This is a genomic window from Ensifer sp. WSM1721 (assembly GCF_000513895.2).
Classification (GTDB): Bacteria; Pseudomonadota; Alphaproteobacteria; order Rhizobiales; family Rhizobiaceae; genus Sinorhizobium.
Map to the genome: position 1 here is coordinate 3,422,293 of NZ_CP165782.1, position 17,420 is coordinate 3,439,712.

The window sequence follows — 17,420 nt, forward strand, 5'->3', positions numbered from 1 at the left end:
CTTCTTCAAGGAAAAGCGATGAGCGCTATCGAATACACGATCGACAATGGCGGAGCGGCCGACTTTTCCGCGGACGCGACGCGTCCGGGCGATCTCGATCAGCTCCGGCCGTTGCCGCGCATTTCAATTCATGCCTTCTGCGAAAGCGAGGCGGTACAGCGGTTGATGGAGCGCTGTGGCCAGGATCGTCGCATGGCGAAGGTGAGCCTGCGCATCACCGGGGGCAGCATCGCCGCAGCGGCGAACATGTTCGCGAGCGTCTCGACGCCCAACCTGATCATCCTCGAAACCGCGACCGAGCCCAAATCGCTGCTTTCCGAACTCGCGCCGCTTGCCCAAGTCTGCGACCCGAGCACGAAGGTCGTCATTATCGGCCGTCACAACGATATCGCGCTCTATCGCGAGCTGATCCGCAACGGCATTTCCGAATATATGGTCGCGCCGGTCGGAATGGCCGATATCCTGACGGCGGTCTCGGCGATCTTCGTCGATCCGGAGGCCGAGCCGCTTGGGAGAAGCCTCGCCTTTATCGGTGCGAAGGGCGGCTGCGGCTCATCGGTCATCGCGCATAATTGCGCCTGGGGCATCTCCAACCTGTTTTCGACCGAGACGATCCTCGCTGATCTCGACCTGCCCTATGGCACTGCGAACATCGACTTCGACCAGGACCCGCCGCAGGGGATCGCCGAGGCCGTTTTCGCGCCGGAGCGGTTGGACGAGGTCTTCCTCGACCGGCTCCTCACCAAGTGCTCCGAGCATCTCTCGCTGCTCGCCGCACCCTCGATGCTCGACCGCGCCTATGATTTCGAGGCCGGCGCCTTTCATCCGATTCTCGAAGTCCTCCAGCGCAGCGCCCCGGTTTCGGTGCTCGATGTTCCGCATGCCTGGTCGGACTGGACCCGGACAGTTCTCGGCGAAGCCGACGAAGTGGTGATCACCGCCGTTCCCGACCTTGCGAGCCTCCGGAACACGAAGAACCTGCTCGACGCTCTCAAAAAGCTCCGGCCGAACGACCGGGTTCCGCATCTCGTCTTGAACCAGGTGGGCATGCCCAAGCGGCCGGAGATCGCTCCCAATGAGTTCTGCGAGTCGCTGGAGGTGGAGGCAGCGGCGATCATCCCCTTCGACGCGGTGCTCTTCGGCAATGCCTCGAACAGCGGCCGCATGATCGCGGAAATCGATAGAAAATCGCCGGCGGCAGAAACCTTCTCGCAACTCGCCCATCTCCTCACCGGGCGTACTGCAATCAAGAAGGCGCGCCGCGGCGGCCTTGGCAAGGTTTTGGCAAAGCTCGGCAGGCGGTAGGCGCCCGCATCTGCTCGAACTCCATCTGAAGCAAGCGGAATGAAGTGATGTTTGGCAAACGCGGAAACGAGGGTTTTGGCAAGGGCGGCGCGAAAGCTCCCGTGGCTGCGCCGCCGGCCGCACCGACGGCGATCATGGAGCGTTCCGCCGCGCCGGTTCTGAGCGAGCCGGCTGCTCAACCGCCGCGCCCGCAACCGGCCGCGCAGCCAGCGCGCCGGCGCGCACCGCGGGCGGAGGACTATTACGATACCAAGTCGCAGGTCTTTTCCGCGCTGATCGATACGATCGACCTCTCGCAGCTCTCGAAGCTCGACACCGAGAGCGCCCGCGAAGAAATCAGGGACATCGTCAACGACATCATCACCATCAAGAATTTCGCGATGTCGATCGCCGAGCAGGAGGAGCTGCTCGACGACATCTGCAACGACGTGCTCGGCTACGGACCGCTCGAACCGCTCTTGGCGCGCGACGACATCGCCGACATCATGGTCAACGGCGCCGGCCAGACCTTCATCGAAGTCGGCGGTAAGGTCGAGGAATCGGAGGTCCGCTTCCGCGACAACGCGCAGCTTCTGTCGATCTGCCAGCGCATCGTCAGCCAGGTCGGCCGACGCGTCGACGAATCGAGCCCGATCTGCGACGCGCGGCTGCCGGACGGATCGCGCGTCAACGTCATCGCTCCGCCGCTCGCGATCGACGGCGCGGCGCTCACCATCCGTAAGTTCAAGAAGGACAAGCTGACGCTGGAGCAATTGGTGCGCTTCGGCTCGATCACGCCCGAAGGCGCCGTCCTCTTGCAGATCATCGGCCGCGTCCGCTGCAACATCGTCATCTCCGGCGGCACCGGCTCCGGCAAAACGACGCTCTTGAACTGCCTGACACGCTACATCGACAGCACCGAACGGATCATCACCTGCGAGGACTCGGCCGAACTGCAGCTGCAGCAGCCGCATGTGGTACGCCTCGAAACGCGTCCGCCAAACATCGAGGGCGAGGGCGAGATCACCATGCGCGACCTCGTGAAAAACTGCCTGCGCATGCGTCCGGAACGCATCATCGTCGGCGAAGTGCGCGGCCCGGAGGTCTTCGACCTGCTCCAGGCGATGAACACCGGCCATGACGGCTCCATGGGAACGATCCACGCCAATACGCCGCGCGAATGCCTGAGCCGCATGGAATCGATGATCGCCATGGGCGGCTACACGCTGCCGGCCAAGACCGTTCGCGAGATCATTTCCGGCTCGGTCGACGTCATCATCCAGGCTTCGCGCCTGCGCGACGGCTCGCGCCGCATCACCCACGTCACAGAGGTGGTCGGCATGGAAGGCGACGTCATCATCACCCAGGACCTGATGCGCTACGAAATCGACGGCGAGGACGCCAACGGCCGGATCATCGGTCGCCACGTCTCGACCGGCATCGGCCGGCCGCATTTCTGGGACCGCGCCCGCTATTTCAACGAGGACAAGCGGCTCGCCGCGACTCTCGATGCGATGGAAAAGCAATAGAACAGGCTTGAGCCTCCGCGGCTTTCCGTCCGCGCCGGCCAATGGACCGAAGGGACAGACCGAGCGATGTTCGGCATAGACATCACCGTCCTGGCACTGGCTGGCCTCGTCGCACTGGCGGCGGCGGCGCTCGCCTATGGTCTGCTCTATTCACGCATCGAGAACGAGAAGAAGGCCGAAGGCCGGCTGCGCCGTGTCGGCGCCGCGGAAACGGACCGGACCAAGATCAAAGCGGCGCGCGACCGAGTCAACGAGATGTCGAAGCGGCGGAAATCCGTTCAGGATTCGCTGAAGGAACTCGAAAAGAAGCAGCAGGAAAAATCCGCCAATACGGCGACGTCGATGAAAAAGCGGTTGGCCCAGGCCAACCTCTCGATGTCGCTCACGCAGTTCTATGTCGTGAGCGCGCTTTTCGGCCTCTTCGCCTTCGTCGTGGTCCTTTTGACGGGCGCCGGGCCGCTGATCGCCGCGGGCGTCGCCCTCGTCGGTGCCGCCGGCCTGCCGCGCTGGGTCGTCGGCTCGATGATCAAGCGTCGCTGCAAGAAGTTCCTGGAGGAATTTCCAAACGCGCTCGACGTTATGGTCCGCTCGATCAAGTCCGGCTTGCCGCTGAACGACGCGCTGCGGCTGATCGCCAGCGACGGGCAGGAGCCGGTAAGGACGGAATTCCGCCGCGTCGTCGAGTCCCAGCAGGTGGGCCTCAACGTTCCCGAAGCCTGCGCCCGCATGATCCATAGTGTCCCGCTGCCGGAGGTGAATTTCTTCGCGATCGTCATCGCGATCCAGGCGCAGGCGGGCGGCAATCTCTCCGAGGCGCTCGGCAATCTCTCCAAGGTGCTGCGGGAACGCAAGAAGATGAAGGCCAAGGTCAATGCGCTTTCCATGGAGGCCAAGGCGTCCGCCTGCATCATCGGTGCGCTCCCCTTCATCGTCGCGACGCTCGTCTACCTGACCTCGCCCGATTACATGATGATTCTCTTCACCGACCCGCGCGGCCACATCATCATGGGCGCCTCCGCCGTCTGGATGAGCATCGGCATCTGGATGATGCGCAACATGATCAACTTCGATATTTGAAGGGCAAGCTACTGGTGGACGGCTGGATAGAGACACTCACCGATCCGAACGTCATCATGGCCGCGCTTGTATCGCTGGCCGTGCTGGCGACGTTTTATTCGCTCGTCACTCCGTTCTTCGAGCGCGGCGACCTTGCGAAGCGGATGAAATCGGTCGCGACCGAACGCGAACAGATCCGCGCCCGCGAACGCGCGCGCCTGAATGCCGAGATCACGAATGGCCGGGCGAGCCTCAGGACGCAACACAATACCTCGGTCAGGGAGATCGTCGACCGGCTGAACCTGAAAAAGGCGCTTGTCGACGACAATACCGTCAACCGCCTGAAGACGGCCGGCTACCGCTCGCAGAATGCGCTCAATACCTTCCTCTTCGCTCGCTTCTGCCTGCCGTTCCTGTTTCTGATCGTCGCGGTCCTTTATATTTTCGTCCTCGGGACCTTTGCAGAGAAACCGTTCATGCTGAGACTGTGCGTCGCCATCGGCTTCGCCTATGTCGGCTTCTACGCCCCGAATATCTTCATCGCCAACGCCACTTCCAAGCGCCAGCATTCCATCCGCCGCGCCTGGCCGGACGCGCTCGATCTCCTACTGATCTGCGTCGAATCGGGCGTCTCGATGGAGGTCGCCATGCGCCGCGTCGCCGATGAGATCGCCGCGCAATCGCCGCCGCTCGCCGAGGAGCTGGTGCTGACGACGGCCGAGCTCTCCTTCCTGCCCGACCGGCGCGTCGCCCTCGAGAATCTCGGCCTGCGCACGGGCCTCGAAGAGGTGAAATCGGTGACGCAAGCCTTGATCCAGGCGGATCGCTACGGCACACCGGTTGCCCAGGCACTGCGCGTGCTGGCGCAGGAAAGCCGCGACCAGCGGATGACCGCGGCGGAGAAAAAAGCCGCCGCGTTGCCGCCGAAACTGACAGTGCCGATGATCCTGTTTTTCCTGCCGGTGCTCGTCGCCGTCATCCTCGGGCCAGCGGGGATACAGGTGGCGGACAAGTTTTAGAGTATCTGCCGTTTCAATGCTTGTGCGTGGAGCCTCGGGTCAAGCCCGAGGATGACGAATGCAGAGGAAGCCAATCCACGCAAGGGCCTTCGAGAGGAAACGACATATTCCGGCGCGAGAGGTGTGTTGGAGCGTCCCTCCCGCGCTGTCATCCTCGGGCTTGACCCGAGGATCCACGTACAGCCCCTGCAAGGGCTCGAAATGCCGTTTGCGCCATATCCGATACGCCATGTAGGGGCTTGTAATTGAAGCCTCGGGCCGAGTCCGACGATGACGGTGGAATTCCTGCCAATGGCAATGGGGCGGAAGAACTAAACCGACCTAATTCGTATTCCCCTCGTCCGCTTTTGCGAGCTGCTTCCAAGCGCCCTGCTGCGACAGCATCGAACGCAGATAGGCGACATTCGCTTCCGCCTGCTCGGGCGTCAGTTCCTGGCGCGCGATCGTCTCGGCCTCCTGGAAGCGCCCCTGCAGGCCGACGGCGAGCGCGAGGTTCTGCCGGACGCTGCTGTCGGCGCCCGGCTGGCTTGCCGCCGATTTGAGATAGGTTTCGGCCGTCCGCAAGTCCTTCGTCAGGAGATAGGACATGCCGAGATTAGAAAGCACCGAAGGCTCGTTCGGTCGGAGGTCCAAGGCCTCGCGATAGCGCAGCCGCGCTTCGCCGGAGCGGCCGAGCTGATCGAGAATGGCGCCTTCCGCCGATTTCAGCTTCCAGTCGGGCCGATCGGGCGTTTGCGCCCGGTTGATGGTCGCAAGCGCCTGCTCCAGTTGCCCCGCGGCGGCCTGCGCCTTGCCATAGGCGCCGAGCACTTCGCGATCCGTCGGATGGTTGATCGCCACCTGCTGCATAACCGCAAGTGCCTGCTCGTTGCGCCCGGTCATGCGCAGAAGGTTGGCGTAGTTGAGACCCGCGTCGCGGTCCTTAGGATTGCGCTCATAGGCCTGGCCGATGCTTTCGGCCGCGGCGGCAAGCTCGGTCGCGTTCATCGACTGCACGGGCCTCGATAGCTTCGGGATTGAGCCGGTCGTCAGTTCCTTCTTGCCCTGCTGACCGGCGCAGCCGCCAAGCGTCAGCGCCAACAGCGCGACAGCGGTGCCCCGTGCGAGGCGAAGCAGGTGGGAGGAGGGAGTGTGTTGCATAATAATCGAGCCCCAGCATGCATTCGCGCCGGAACTCCGAACACTACAGCGCCGCGTGCCTTATCAGGCGCACAAAGGTCGCTGTAGCGCTTTGAATTGCTGCATGTCTTTGTCCTTAAACCAAGCCGATTTAATGAGACATGCAGGCGCGGCGCAACTTTCACTCCAGCAATAATCTGTTAACCCTAACGGAGCGTTAATACCTATAGCGCCACGCGTCTGATCGGACGCGCAAAGATCGCTGTAGCACTTTGAATCGCTGCATGGATTGCCTCGATCGAGTCCGGTCGAGGCAATCCATGCGGTAATCCGTATCCGTCAGTCGAGGACTCCCATGGCTCCCTTTCAGTTCATCGAACGGCCGTCGCCGTTCAACACTAGCAACGGCAAGACGCTGCCGATCTTCGCGGTCACGCCGGCGCATATCGAAACGGGGAGCATCGATCCGATCGCGCTCGATTGGGCGAAGAAGGCGGGCTTCAAGGCGGAATCCGGCGCCGTCCTGCTCATCCCGTCGGCCGACGGCCATCTCGGCGGCGCCCTGTTCGGGCTTGGCGCCAATCCTTCCGAAGCGCCCTTCCTCACCGGCAAGCTCGCCCGGGCGCTGCCGGCCGGTAAATGGCATATCGAAACGGCGCCGCTTACGGCCAACCGCCTGGCGCTCGGCTATGGTCTCGGCTCCTACCGGTTCGAGCGCTACAAGGCGGCGAAGGCGGAGGCGCCGACGCTGCTTATCCCGGCGGACGCCGACGCGACCGACATCAAACGGCAGCTTGCCGGCGTGTTCCTCGCGCGCGACCTGATCAACACGCCGACCAACGACATGGGTCCGGAAGCACTGGAGGCCGCCTTCCGGGCACTTGCCAGCCATTACAAGGCGGATGTTTCGGTGATCTCCGGCGAGGCTTTGCTCGCGCAGAATTTCCCGCTGGTGCACACGGTAGGCCGCGCCAGCGCCGAGGCGCCCCGGCTCCTCGAAATGCGCTGGGGCAAGAAAGGGCACAGGAAAGTGACGCTTGTCGGCAAAGGCGTCTGCTTCGACACCGGCGGCCTCGATATCAAACCGGCAGCCTCGATGCTCTTGATGAAGAAGGACATGGGCGGTGCGGCCAATGTGATGGGTCTCGCGTTGATGATCATGGACGCGAAGCTCAAGGTCGATCTACGTGTCATCGTTCCGGTCGTCGAGAACTCGATCTCGGGGAATGCCTTCCGGCCGGGCGACATCTACCGGAGCCGCAAGGGTCTGACGGTGCAGATCGACAACACCGATGCCGAAGGCCGCCTAATCCTTGCCGACGCGCTTGCCTATGCCGACGAGGAGAAGACCGATCTCATCATCGACATGGCGACGCTGACGGGTGCTGCCCGCGTTGCTCTCGGCCCCGATCTGCCGCCCTTCTTCACAGACGACGAGGAACTGGCCCACGATCTTGCCGAGGCGAGCCTTAGCGTCGACGACCCGATCTGGCGAATGCCGCTCTACCTGGGTTACGACAAGGATATATCCGCGCGCATTGCGGACCTCACCAATGCGCCTTCCGGCGGCATGGCGGGCTCGATCACGGCCGCGCTCTTCCTCAAGCGCTTCGTCACGAATGCAAAGAGCTGGGTTCATCTCGACATTTTCGGCTGGGCACAGTCGGAGCGCCCGCATTCCCCGGTTGGTGGCGAAGCGCAGGCGATCCGGGCGCTCTATCATCATGTTGGGCGGATCGCGGGGTAAGCTTCTCCGCCGCAAATCGACTCGCAAAAGAAACGCTTGCGTAACGATCGTCTCGCTATGGTGCGGCGACGTGGTTTACGCAGGAGTTTCCCTTGCCGGTCGAACTGACGCCCTCCCAGGCGCTGAGGCTCTGGCACGCCGTCTCGCTCGAGCAGGTGCGCGTCGACAGCCGCGATTTGACCTTGCGGCAGATGGCGATTCTCCTGCAGATCTATCTCGTGCCGCCTCCGCATACGGTGCGCGGTCTCGCCGCAACACTCGGGGTGACGAAGCCGGTAATCACACGCGCGCTCGATACGATGGGCGCGCTCGGGCTCGTCGACCGGGTGCGCGACGAGCGCGACCGGCGCAACGTCATCATCAAACGTACGGTCGACGGCGCGCTTTATCTTGAAAAACTCGGCGATCTGATCATCAATCAGGGCCGGAAACTGTGAGACCTGCCATGCCCGAAACGCTCGATCGTCGTCTCAATGCCTATCGCGAAGACCTCGCGGAGGAGCGTCTGCGCGGCCTGGTAGAGGCAAAGCGCTTTGTCGAAGGCACGCCGGCGCAGATGGCGGCGCCGGTGACGCCGCTCAGGGCCAGACCCGAGCCTGCCTGCGGCACGGACACGGAATTGCTCTATGGCGAAACCGTTCGCGTGCTCGATGTCGCCGACGGATGGGCGTGGGTCAAATCCGATCTCGACGGCTATGTCGGCTACGTGCCTGAGGATTCGGTGAAGCCGCCGCAAGCTCCGGCGACCCATATCGTCGCGGTGCCGCGCACCTTCGTCTATCGCGGTGCCGATTTGCGCTTTCCTCAGGCCTTCGCGCTCTCGATGGGAAGCCGGCTCAGCGTTGCCGGGGAAGCGGAGACGCGCGGCACACGCTATCTTCTGCTGGACGGTGGTTTGGCGATCGTCGCCAACCATTGCGCGCCCATAGGAAGCCCGCTCGGCGACGATTACGTCTCGGTCGCGGCCCGGTTTCTCGAAACCCCGTATCTTTGGGGCGGCCGCTCCGGCTTCGGCATCGATTGCTCGGGTCTCGTGCAGCTCGCCATGCAGATGACGGGGGGAAACGCGCCGCGCGATTCCGATATGCAGGCAAGCGGCCTCGGCCGATCGATCGGCCGCGACGAGCTCAGGCGCGGCGATCTCGTCTTCTGGAAGGGGCACGTCGCCATCATGGAGGACGAGAAGACGCTGGTGCATGCCAACGGCCACACGATGACGGTTGCGCGCGAAGGGCTGGAGGACGCCATCCGCCGCATCGGCTGGCTTTATGATCAGCCGACGGGGTATCGCCGCCCTTACTGCATGTTTCCTTAAATCGTACCCGATTTAAGGACAAAAACATGCAGCAATTCAAAGTGCTACAGCGTCCTTTGTGCGTCTGAAAAGACGCACGGCGCTGTAGGGACCTGGGGCAAGCCTTCGCCAGTCATGGGAGGGACGCCGCGCTCACGACTGCCTTCGTAGTGATCTCGGCGGAGGCAGGTCAGTAGCCGGCTACCTTGTCCACCACATGCTCCAGCGGCAGGCCGCTTTCGAAACGCGCGATCTGATGCTCGACATGCGCAAAGAGGGCCCTGACGTCGGACGAAGCAGCGACGTGCGGTGTCACGTAGACATTCGGCATGTCCCAGAAGCGGCTTTCCGGCGAAAGCGGCTCCCTTTCGAAGACATCGAGTGAGGCGCCTCCAAGAACGCCCGAATCGAGGCACTCGAGGATGTCGGCCTCTACCTGGCTGCCGCCTCGGCCGGCATTGATGAAGACGGGAGCGCCGAACGGCCCGTTGCGGCTGAGCTTCTTGAAGAGGCCGGCGTTGAAGATGCCTCTGGTGTCAGGCGTCAGCGGCAGGAGGCCCACGAGGAAGTCCGTCCTCCCTAGAAAGGCGTTCAATCCGGCAGCGTCATAGGTCTCGATTCCCTCGACGGCGCGCTTCGTGCGCGACCAGCCGATCACCTTGAAGCCCATCATTGCGAGCTTGCGCGCGGCATCCTGGCCGAGCACGCCCATGCCCATGATGCCGATGGTCACATCGGCGGCCTCCGGCTGGATGAGGTCGCGCCATTCGTGCTTCCTCGCCAGCGCCTCATAGGCGCGATGCTGACGAAGATGCAGGAGGCACTGCATCACGATCCATTCGCTCATGCGCGTCGTCAGCGTCCGGTCGACGAAGCGAACGAGCGGCACGTCGGGAAGGCCCGGCAGCGTCAGCACGTGGTCTACGCCGGCACCGCCGGAAAAGACGACTTTGAGGTCCGGTGCACGGGAGAAGAGGTCGGGCGCAGATTTCCACACGACTGCGTAGTTGATGCCCAAAAGATCGCGCCCTTCATGGGCGGAATCGGCAAGATTGATCACCTCGCGATCGGGAAAGGCGCCGAGGAGCGCCGCTTCGACCTCCTCCGGGATGAATTTCAGGTCGACGATCACGGGGCTCTTTACGGGCATTGGGATACTCTACTGACGAACGGCGGCGAGGTTGACGGCTTCGAGGTTGAAGGCGGCGGCCATCAGCGCTTTGGTATAATCTTCGCTAGGCGCGGTAAAGATACGCTCGGCCGGACCCTGCTCGACCACTTTCCCCGTCCGCATGACGATCACCTCGTTGGCGAGCGCCCGCACGACCTTCAAGTCGTGGCTGATGAAGAGATAAGCGAGATTGTGCTTGCGCTGCAGGTCACGCAGAAGGTCGACCACCTGCGCCTGCACGCTCATGTCGAGCGCCGAGGTCGGCTCGTCCAGCATGACGAATTGCGGCTTCAACACCATCGCCCGGGCGATCGCGATGCGCTGGCGCTGACCGCCGGAGAATTCGTGCGGGTAGCGCCAGCGGGTGGCGGGATCGAGCCCGACCTCTTGAAGAGCTGCGGCGACACGGGCGTCGCGCTCTTCATCCGAGAGCGCCTTTTCGTGAATCTTCAGCCCCTCGCCGACGATATCGGCGACGGACATGCGCGGACTGAGCGACCCGTAAGGATCCTGGAAGACGATCTGCATCCGGTTTCGGAGCGGCCGCATCTCGCGGAAGCTGTAGGCGTCGATATCCTTGCCGACGAAAGCGATTCGGCCCTGCGATGAGATGAGCCGCGTCAACGCGAGACCAAGCGTCGTCTTGCCGGAGCCCGATTCGCCGACGACGCCGAGGGTCTGGCCGGCGCGAAGCGTCAGATCGACGCCATCGACTGCCTTCACATGGTCGACGACGCGGCGCAGGAGGCCGGCTTTGATCGGGAACCAGACCTTCATCTCCTTCGCTTCGATGACGATCGGTTTCGAGGCGTCGGAAGCCGGCGGTTCGCCCTTGGGTTCAGCGGCGAGCAGATGGCGGGTATAGGCGTGCTGTGGATTGGCGAAGATCTCGGCGGTCGGGCCGGCCTCGACGATCTTGCCCTTGGTCATGACGCAGACGCGGTCGGCAATCTTGCGGACGATGCCGAGGTCATGAGTGATGAACAGCATGGACATGCCGTGCTGATCCTTGAGCGATTTCAGGAGCTCGAGAATCTGCGCCTGAACGGTCACATCGAGCGCGGTCGTCGGCTCGTCGGCGATCAAGAGCTCCGGCCGATTGGCGAGCGCCATGGCGATCATCACGCGCTGGCGCTGGCCGCCGGAAAGCTGGTGCGGATAGGCGCCTAGACGTTTTTCCGCTTCGCGGATGCCGACCTGGTTGAGCAGTTCCAACGTTTTCGCGCGGGTGGCGGGACCCTTCACGTCCTGATGAAGTTCGAGGATCTCACCAATCTGCTGCTCGATCGTGTGCAGCGGATTGAGAGATGTCATTGGCTCCTGGAAGATCATCGTGATGTCGTTGCCGCGCGCGTGCCTGAGCTCCGCATCGCTCGCCTTCAGCAGGTCCTTGCCGTTGAAGACGATTTCCCCGCTCGGGTGGCTCGCCGAGGGATAGGGCAAGAGCTTCAGGATCGAGTTCGCCGAGACCGATTTGCCGGAGCCGGACTCGCCTACGAGCGCGACGGTCTCACCGCGCTTGATGTCGAAGGAAATGCGGTCGACGGCCATCGACGTTTCGCCGCCCTGGTGAAAGGCGACGGAGAGATCGCGCACGGAGAGGAGGGTGTCTGTCATCGTCGCGCTCACCGGAACGTCTTTCTCGGGTCGAAGGCATCGCGCGTCGCCTCGCCGACGAAGATCAGCAGCGAAAGCATGATGGACATGGCGAAGAAGGCCGTCAGCCCCAGCCATGGCGCCTGCAGGTTCGATTTGCCCTGGGCGATCATCTCGCCGAGCGAGGGCGAGCCGGGCGGCATGCCGAAGCCCAAAAAGTCGAGCGAGGTGAGCGTGGTGATCGAGCCCGAAAGGATAAAGGGCAGGAAGGTGAGTGTGGCGACCATCGCATTCGGCAGCAGGTGGCGGTACATGATCGTACCGTTGCCGACGCCGAGCGCGCGCGCCGCGTTCACATACTCGAAATTGCGAGCGCGCAGGAATTCGGCACGGACCACGCCGACGAAACCGACCCAGGAGAAGAGCAGCATGATGCCGAGCAGGATGAAGAAGCCGGGCGGCAGGATGGCGGCGATGATGAGCAGGATGTAGAGCACCGGCATCGACGACCAGATCTCGATGAAGCGCTGGAGGAGGAGGTCGGTCCAGCCGCCGAAATAGCCCTGCACGGCGCCCGCCGAAACCCCGATCACGGCGGAGGCGATCGTCAGAGCGAGGCCGAAGAGGACTGAGATGCGGAAGCCATAGATCATCCGCGCCATAACGTCGCGCGCCTGGTCGTCGGTGCCGAGCCAGTTGAGATTGCCGACTATGCATCCCGGGTCGGCAGCGCCTTGCGGGTAGGCGGAGCAGCGTTCTTCCTCGCTCATCAGCCAGAAGGGCGGCGTCGGCGCCGAATGCGGGATGTTGGAATTGACCGTCTGATAGGAATAGCGGATCGGCGGCCAGATCGCCCAGCCGTTCGCCTCGATCTCGTCGCGGATGAAGTCGGAGCGGTAGTCGGTTTCGGCGAGAAACCCGCCGAACTTCTCTTCCGGATAGTCGATCAGCACGGGAAACAGGATCTCGCCTTTGTAGGAGGCGAGGATCGGCTTGTCGTTGGCGATGAATTCCGCAAACAGGCTGAGGCCGAAGAGCAGGAGGAAGATCCAGAGCGACCAGTAGCCGCGGCGGTTCGCCTTGAAATTCTGCCAGCGGCGCCGCCCGATCGGCGTCAACCAGCCTTTTTCCGGTGTCTTGGCGTAGGTCGCGACGGTACTCATCAGACGTCCCTCCGCTCGAAATCGATGCGGGGATCGACCCAGGTGTAGATGAGGTCCGACATGAGGCTGACGACGAGGCCCATCAGCGAGTAGATGTAGAGCGTCGCGAAGACGATCGGATAGTCGCGCTTGACGACCGCGTCATAGCCGAGGCGGCCCAGCCCATCGAGGGAGAAGATATATTCGATGAGCAGCGAGCCGGTGAAAAAGGCGGAGATGAAAGCACCCGGGAAGCCGGCGATGATGATCAACATGGCGTTGCGGAAGACGTGGCCGTAGAGCACCTGCCGCTCTCCAAGCCCCTTGGCCCGCGCCGTGGTGACATATTGCTTCTTGATCTCGTCGATGAAGGAGTTCTTGGTGAGCAGCGTCGTCGTCGCGAAGGCCGAGAGCAGGAGCGTGATCAGCGGCAGCGTCATGTGCCAGAAATAGTCGAGAATCTTCTGGTACCAGGGAAGCTCGTGGAAATTATCGGAGACGAGGCCGCGCAAGGGGAACCAGTCGAAGAAGGACCCACCGGCAAAAAGCACGATCAGGAGAATGCCGAAGAGGAAGCTCGGCACCGCGTAGCCGACGATGATGACGCCGGAGGTCCACACGTCGAAGGTCGAGCCATCCGACACCGCCTTCTTGATGCCGAGCGGGATTGAGATCGCGTAGGAAAAGATGAGAATCCAGATTCCGAGCGAGATCGACACCGGCATCTTCTCAATGATGAGGTCGATGACGGACGTGTTGCGGAAGAAGCTCTCGCCGAAATCGAAGCGGGCATAGTTCCACATCATCGTGACGAAGCGCTCGAGCGGCGGCTTGTCGAAACCGAATTGCTTCTCGAGCTTGGCGATGAATTCCGGATCGAGGCCTTGCGCGCCGCGATACTGGCCGCCCTCGCCGCCCCCCTGCACGAGATCGCCACCAGTACCGGACAGCCTGTCGGACCCGGCGGCATTGGTGAGATCGGCGATCACCTGTTCGACCGGGCCGCCCGGCGCGAACTGCACGACGGCAAAGGAGATGGCCATGATCCCGATGATCGTCGGGATCATTAGGAGCAGCCGGCGCAGGATATAGGCACCCATCAGGCGAACCTCTGGATCGACGTGTTGCCGGCGAACCGGACCCGCGAAGCGTCGGCATGCCCTCTATGATGTTTCAATCCCTGCATCTCCCGTCGGCTGCGGCCTCGGCGGAGCCTTTCCTGCTTCCTGATTCGTCTTCCCGCATTTGGAATCGAGACGTCGCCTAAGCGCAAGGGCTTCATTTGCCCCCCGCCTTCGTCGACCACCATATCGTTGGAAATCCGGTGGAATACTGAGGCAATGTCTCTGGCCGGACGATGGTATTCCAATAGGCGAGGCGACCATATCGGGCAGTGTAACTCGGAACGACGAGCTGATAAGCAAGGAGCACGCGATCGAGAGCCTTCGTTGCGGCAACGAGGTCGTCGCGGTCCTTGGCGAAGATGACTTTGTCGATCAGGGCATCGATTCCCGGTTCACTGATACCTGAATAGTTCTGTGAGCCCTCGCGCTTCGCGGCCTCTGAACCCCAGTACTCGGCTTGCTCGTTGCCAGGGTGAATCGATTGTCCCCAGCCAAGATAGAGGACGTCGAAGTCGCGCGAGCGCCAGCGATTGGTGTATTGCGAAGAATCGGCCGTTCGCACGGTGGCGTTGATTCCAATCTTCTTCAGGTTCTGCGCGAAGGGCAACGCGACACGCTCGATCGTCGGTCCGTCAAGAAGTATTTCGAAATCAAACGGTTCGCCCGTCTTGACGTTGACCATTCGATTGTCGCGGAGTTCATAGCCGGCTTCCTTGAACAGGGCTATCGCCTTGCGCAGATTGTCGCGCAGTTTCTGCGGATCGCCGCCGACGGGATTCTTGTATTCCGTGGTGAAAACCTCCGGCGGTATCAGGTCCTTCACTTCGTTCAGAATCTCGAGTTCGCGACCTTGCGGAAGGCCGCGCGAGGCAAGCTCGGAGCCATAGAAGAAGCTGTCTATCCGCGTATATTCGTTGAAGAAGATCGTGCGCCGCAGTTCCTCGAAATCGAAGGCGTAGTTGATTGCCCGGCGCACGCGGATGTCTTCGAATTTGGGCCGGCGCAGATTGAAGATGAAGCCCACGAGGACGCCGCTGTCGCGATAATCGTTCTCGAGTTTCTCGCGCTTAATGCGTCCGTCCTTGACGGCCGGGAAATCATAGGCGGTCGCCCAACGCCGTGCCGAGTTCTCCGACCAGTAATCGGCGTTTCCCGACCGAAACGCCTCGAAGGCGACGTCGAGATCGGCGTAGTAACTATAGGTGATCGCGCCGAAGTTATTGCTGCCGACATTCACGTTGAGGTCTTTGCCCCAATAGTCGTCCCGCAGCTCATAGCGCAGCGTCGAACCGGGCGAAACTCGCGTCAGCTTGTAAGGGCCGGACCCCATGGGGACTTCCAAGGTCGTCTTGCCGATATCGCGCTGCTGACCATTGGCCGTCTTGCCTTCCCACCAGTGCTTCGGCACCACCACAAGCTCGCCGACAATCCGCGGCAGTTCACGGTTGTTCTTCTCGTCGAACGAGAAAGTGACCTCCCGGTCGCCCGTCTTTTCCGCCTTGACGACGTGTTGGTAATAGAATTGCCGCTGCGGGTCGAGTTCCTTTGCCTTGTCGAAACTGAAGACCACGTCTTCCGGCGTCACAGGCTTCCCGTCCGCCCATTTTGCCTCCGGGCGCAGCCGGAACTTGGCGAAGGAGATGTCGGCGGGAAAGGCCACCGCCTCGGCCAAGAGCCCGTAATCCGTACCGGGCTCGTCGAATGCACGCGTGAGCAGCGTCTCGAATACGAGTGTAATGCCAGAGGCGGCCTCGCCTTTGGCCAGGAGGGGATTCAACGTGTCGAAGGTGCCCATTGCCGTGAGCCGAAGCTCTCCGCCCTTGGGTGCATCGCGATTGACGTAGTCGAAATGGGGGAAACCGTCGTCATATTTGGGCTCCCCGAACATCGAGACGCCACTGCGCCATTGCAAGTTCTGGCTTACAGCGAACGAGGGAAGGAAGAGGCTCAATGCCAGAAGCGCACACGCCAGTTTGCCCACTTTCCTTGCGCTATCATGCTGCATTCCGGCCGCTTCTCCTTGTGTTTTCGATTATCCTTGAAAACCAGAATAGGCCAAATCAGGGCAATTGACAGGGCTTGCCCAAAATCAGGCGAAATTTTCGAGTCACATCCGGGTGAGTCGCAAGGCTGATGCAACTGCGGCGAATCAAGATAGGAGAGGTCGGCGGCTGTTTTGCCGCTCGTCACTGCTTGAGGGGAATGGAATGAGATTTTTCGGGCGTGCTGCGCTTCGACGTTGCGGTTCGGCGCTCTTGGCGTTGGTCATGGGCGCGAGCCTCGTTTCAGCAAATGCGACAGCGGCAGACGGCACGCCGGCCAAGGAACTCTTCGGCTCCATGGCCTTGCCGATGCAGGCCGCACCCGCCTCGTTCGGTTTCTATTCCAAGGGCTGCCTCGCCGGCGGTGTTGCCATCCCGACCGATGGTCCGACCTGGCAGGCGATGCGCCTGTCGCGCAATCGCCGCTGGGGGCACCCGGCGATGATCGCGCTGATCGAGCGCTTCTCCCATGACGCGGTGGAAAAGATCGGCTGGCCCGGGCTTCTGCTCGGCGACATCTCGCAGCCGCGCGGCGGTCCGATGCTCTCCGGCCATGCCTCGCACCAGATCGGCCTAGACGCCGACATCTGGCTGACGCCGATGCCGCAAAGGACGCTGAGCTACCAGGAGCGCGAAACGATTTCCGCCACGTCGATGTTGGACAAAAACAAGTTCCTGACGATCGACCGTTCTGTCTGGACGCCGTCTCACGCCAGGCTGATCATGCTGGCGGCGAGCTACCCGGAAGTCGAGCGGGTCTTCGTCAATCCCGCCATCAAGAAGAAGCTCTGCGATACCTGGAAAGGCGATCGCGCGGCGCTCGGCAAGGTCCGGCCGATCTATGGCCACGACTACCACTTCCACATCCGCATCAAGTGCCCGCCGGGCTCCAAGGGCTGCAAGGACCAGGCTTCGGTCCCCACGGGCGACGGCTGCGACAAATCGCTTGCCTGGTGGTTCACGGACGAGCCCTGGGCAAAGCCGAAGAAGCCGCAAAAGCCGGTAAAGCCGAAATTCGCGAAGCTTGCCGATCTGCCGAAGGCCTGCGCCCTGGTGCTGAACGGTCCGGCACCGGCCACCGAACAAGAGGCGACCTTCGGCACCGCCTATCGAGCTCCTGCCGCGATCCCGGCAGCGGCGACCAGCATCGAGGCGGTGATCGGCGCGGCGGCGGACGCGCCACTTGCAGACGTTCCGATCCCGTCCCCCCGGCCGGGCCTGCAATAGCGGCAGCTGAGCCGAGCCTTCCCAATCTCACGACGCTCATGTATAGGGCGATCAAATCGATTTAATGTTC

At 62.4% G+C, this 17,420-nt stretch carries 14 protein-coding genes; 8 read left to right on the plus strand and 6 right to left on the minus strand.

Annotation, left to right across the window (positions count from 1 at the left end):
• Positions 1–18: 18 nt before the first annotated feature.
• The 4 genes from M728_RS16445 to M728_RS16460 all read left to right on the plus strand — a co-directional run bounded on the left by M728_RS16445 (position 19) and on the right by M728_RS16460 (position 4,888).
• Positions 19–1,305 carry a CpaE family protein gene (locus M728_RS16445; protein WP_026622423.1) on the plus strand — a complete coding sequence of 429 codons (1,287 nt, stop codon included), beginning with the start codon at positions 19–21 and terminating at the stop codon, positions 1,303–1,305.
• A gap of 47 nt (positions 1,306–1,352) precedes the next feature.
• The gene (locus M728_RS16450; RefSeq protein ID WP_026622422.1) at positions 1,353–2,813 is read left to right on the plus strand and encodes a CpaF family protein; all 1,461 of its coding nucleotides are present in this window, start codon (positions 1,353–1,355) and stop codon (positions 2,811–2,813) included.
• Positions 2,814–2,879: 66 nt separating this feature from the next.
• Positions 2,880–3,890 (plus strand): type II secretion system F family protein, encoded by a 1,011-nt coding sequence (locus M728_RS16455; protein WP_026622421.1) that lies wholly within the window; start codon positions 2,880–2,882, stop codon positions 3,888–3,890.
• A 14-nt stretch (positions 3,891–3,904) separates the two neighbouring features.
• Complete coding sequence (locus M728_RS16460; protein WP_026622420.1) at positions 3,905–4,888, plus strand: type II secretion system F family protein; 984 nt, start codon at positions 3,905–3,907, stop codon at positions 4,886–4,888.
• 321 nt (positions 4,889–5,209) lie between these two features.
• On the opposite strand, the gene M728_RS16465 is transcribed toward M728_RS16460, so the two are convergent.
• A complete protein-coding gene (locus M728_RS16465) occupies positions 5,210–6,028 on the minus strand; it encodes a tetratricopeptide repeat protein (protein WP_156943533.1) in 819 nt (272 codons plus the stop codon).
• 334 nt (positions 6,029–6,362) lie between these two features.
• On the opposite strand from M728_RS16465, the gene M728_RS16470 reads away from it, so the two are divergent.
• From M728_RS16470 to M728_RS16480, 3 genes are all read left to right on the plus strand, one after another.
• On the plus strand, positions 6,363–7,754 hold the full coding sequence (locus tag M728_RS16470; protein ID WP_026622418.1) for a M17 family metallopeptidase: 1,392 nt from the start codon (positions 6,363–6,365) through the stop codon (positions 7,752–7,754).
• Between the two features lie 92 nt (positions 7,755–7,846).
• On the plus strand, positions 7,847–8,191 hold the full coding sequence (locus M728_RS16475; RefSeq protein ID WP_026622417.1) for a helix-turn-helix domain-containing protein: 345 nt from the start codon (positions 7,847–7,849) through the stop codon (positions 8,189–8,191).
• An 8-nt stretch (positions 8,192–8,199) separates the two neighbouring features.
• On the plus strand, positions 8,200–9,069 hold the full coding sequence (locus M728_RS16480; protein WP_026622416.1) for an NlpC/P60 family protein: 870 nt from the start codon (positions 8,200–8,202) through the stop codon (positions 9,067–9,069).
• Positions 9,070–9,238: 169 nt separating this feature from the next.
• Here the strand turns inward: M728_RS16480 and M728_RS16485 are convergent, their stop codons facing one another.
• The 5 genes from M728_RS16485 to M728_RS16505 all read right to left on the minus strand — a co-directional run bounded on the left by M728_RS16485 (position 9,239) and on the right by M728_RS16505 (position 16,086).
• Positions 9,239–10,198 carry a glyoxylate/hydroxypyruvate reductase A gene (locus tag M728_RS16485; RefSeq protein WP_026622325.1) on the minus strand — a complete coding sequence of 320 codons (960 nt, stop codon included), beginning with the start codon at positions 10,196–10,198 and terminating at the stop codon, positions 9,239–9,241.
• Positions 10,199–10,207: 9 nt separating this feature from the next.
• Positions 10,208–11,836 (minus strand): ABC transporter ATP-binding protein, encoded by a 1,629-nt coding sequence (locus M728_RS16490; protein WP_026622326.1) that lies wholly within the window; start codon positions 11,834–11,836, stop codon positions 10,208–10,210.
• An 8-nt stretch (positions 11,837–11,844) separates the two neighbouring features.
• Positions 11,845–12,978, minus strand: a complete 1,134-nt coding sequence (locus tag M728_RS16495) for an ABC transporter permease (RefSeq protein ID WP_026622327.1) — start codon at positions 12,976–12,978, stop codon at positions 11,845–11,847.
• Positions 12,978–14,057, minus strand: a complete 1,080-nt coding sequence (locus M728_RS16500; protein WP_026622328.1) for a microcin C ABC transporter permease YejB — start codon at positions 14,055–14,057, stop codon at positions 12,978–12,980. Before M728_RS16500 ends, M728_RS16495 begins: the two co-directional genes overlap by 1 nt.
• Positions 14,058–14,235: 178 nt before the next feature.
• Positions 14,236–16,086, minus strand: coding sequence for an extracellular solute-binding protein (locus M728_RS16505; RefSeq protein WP_084044639.1), 1,851 nt, complete (start codon positions 16,084–16,086; stop codon positions 14,236–14,238).
• Between the two features lie 202 nt (positions 16,087–16,288).
• Here M728_RS16505 and mepA point away from each other — a divergent pair, with 202 nt between their 5' ends.
• Positions 16,289–17,350 carry a penicillin-insensitive murein endopeptidase gene (mepA, locus tag M728_RS16510; protein ID WP_026622330.1) on the plus strand — a complete coding sequence of 354 codons (1,062 nt, stop codon included), beginning with the start codon at positions 16,289–16,291 and terminating at the stop codon, positions 17,348–17,350.
• Positions 17,351–17,420 lie beyond the last annotated feature (70 nt).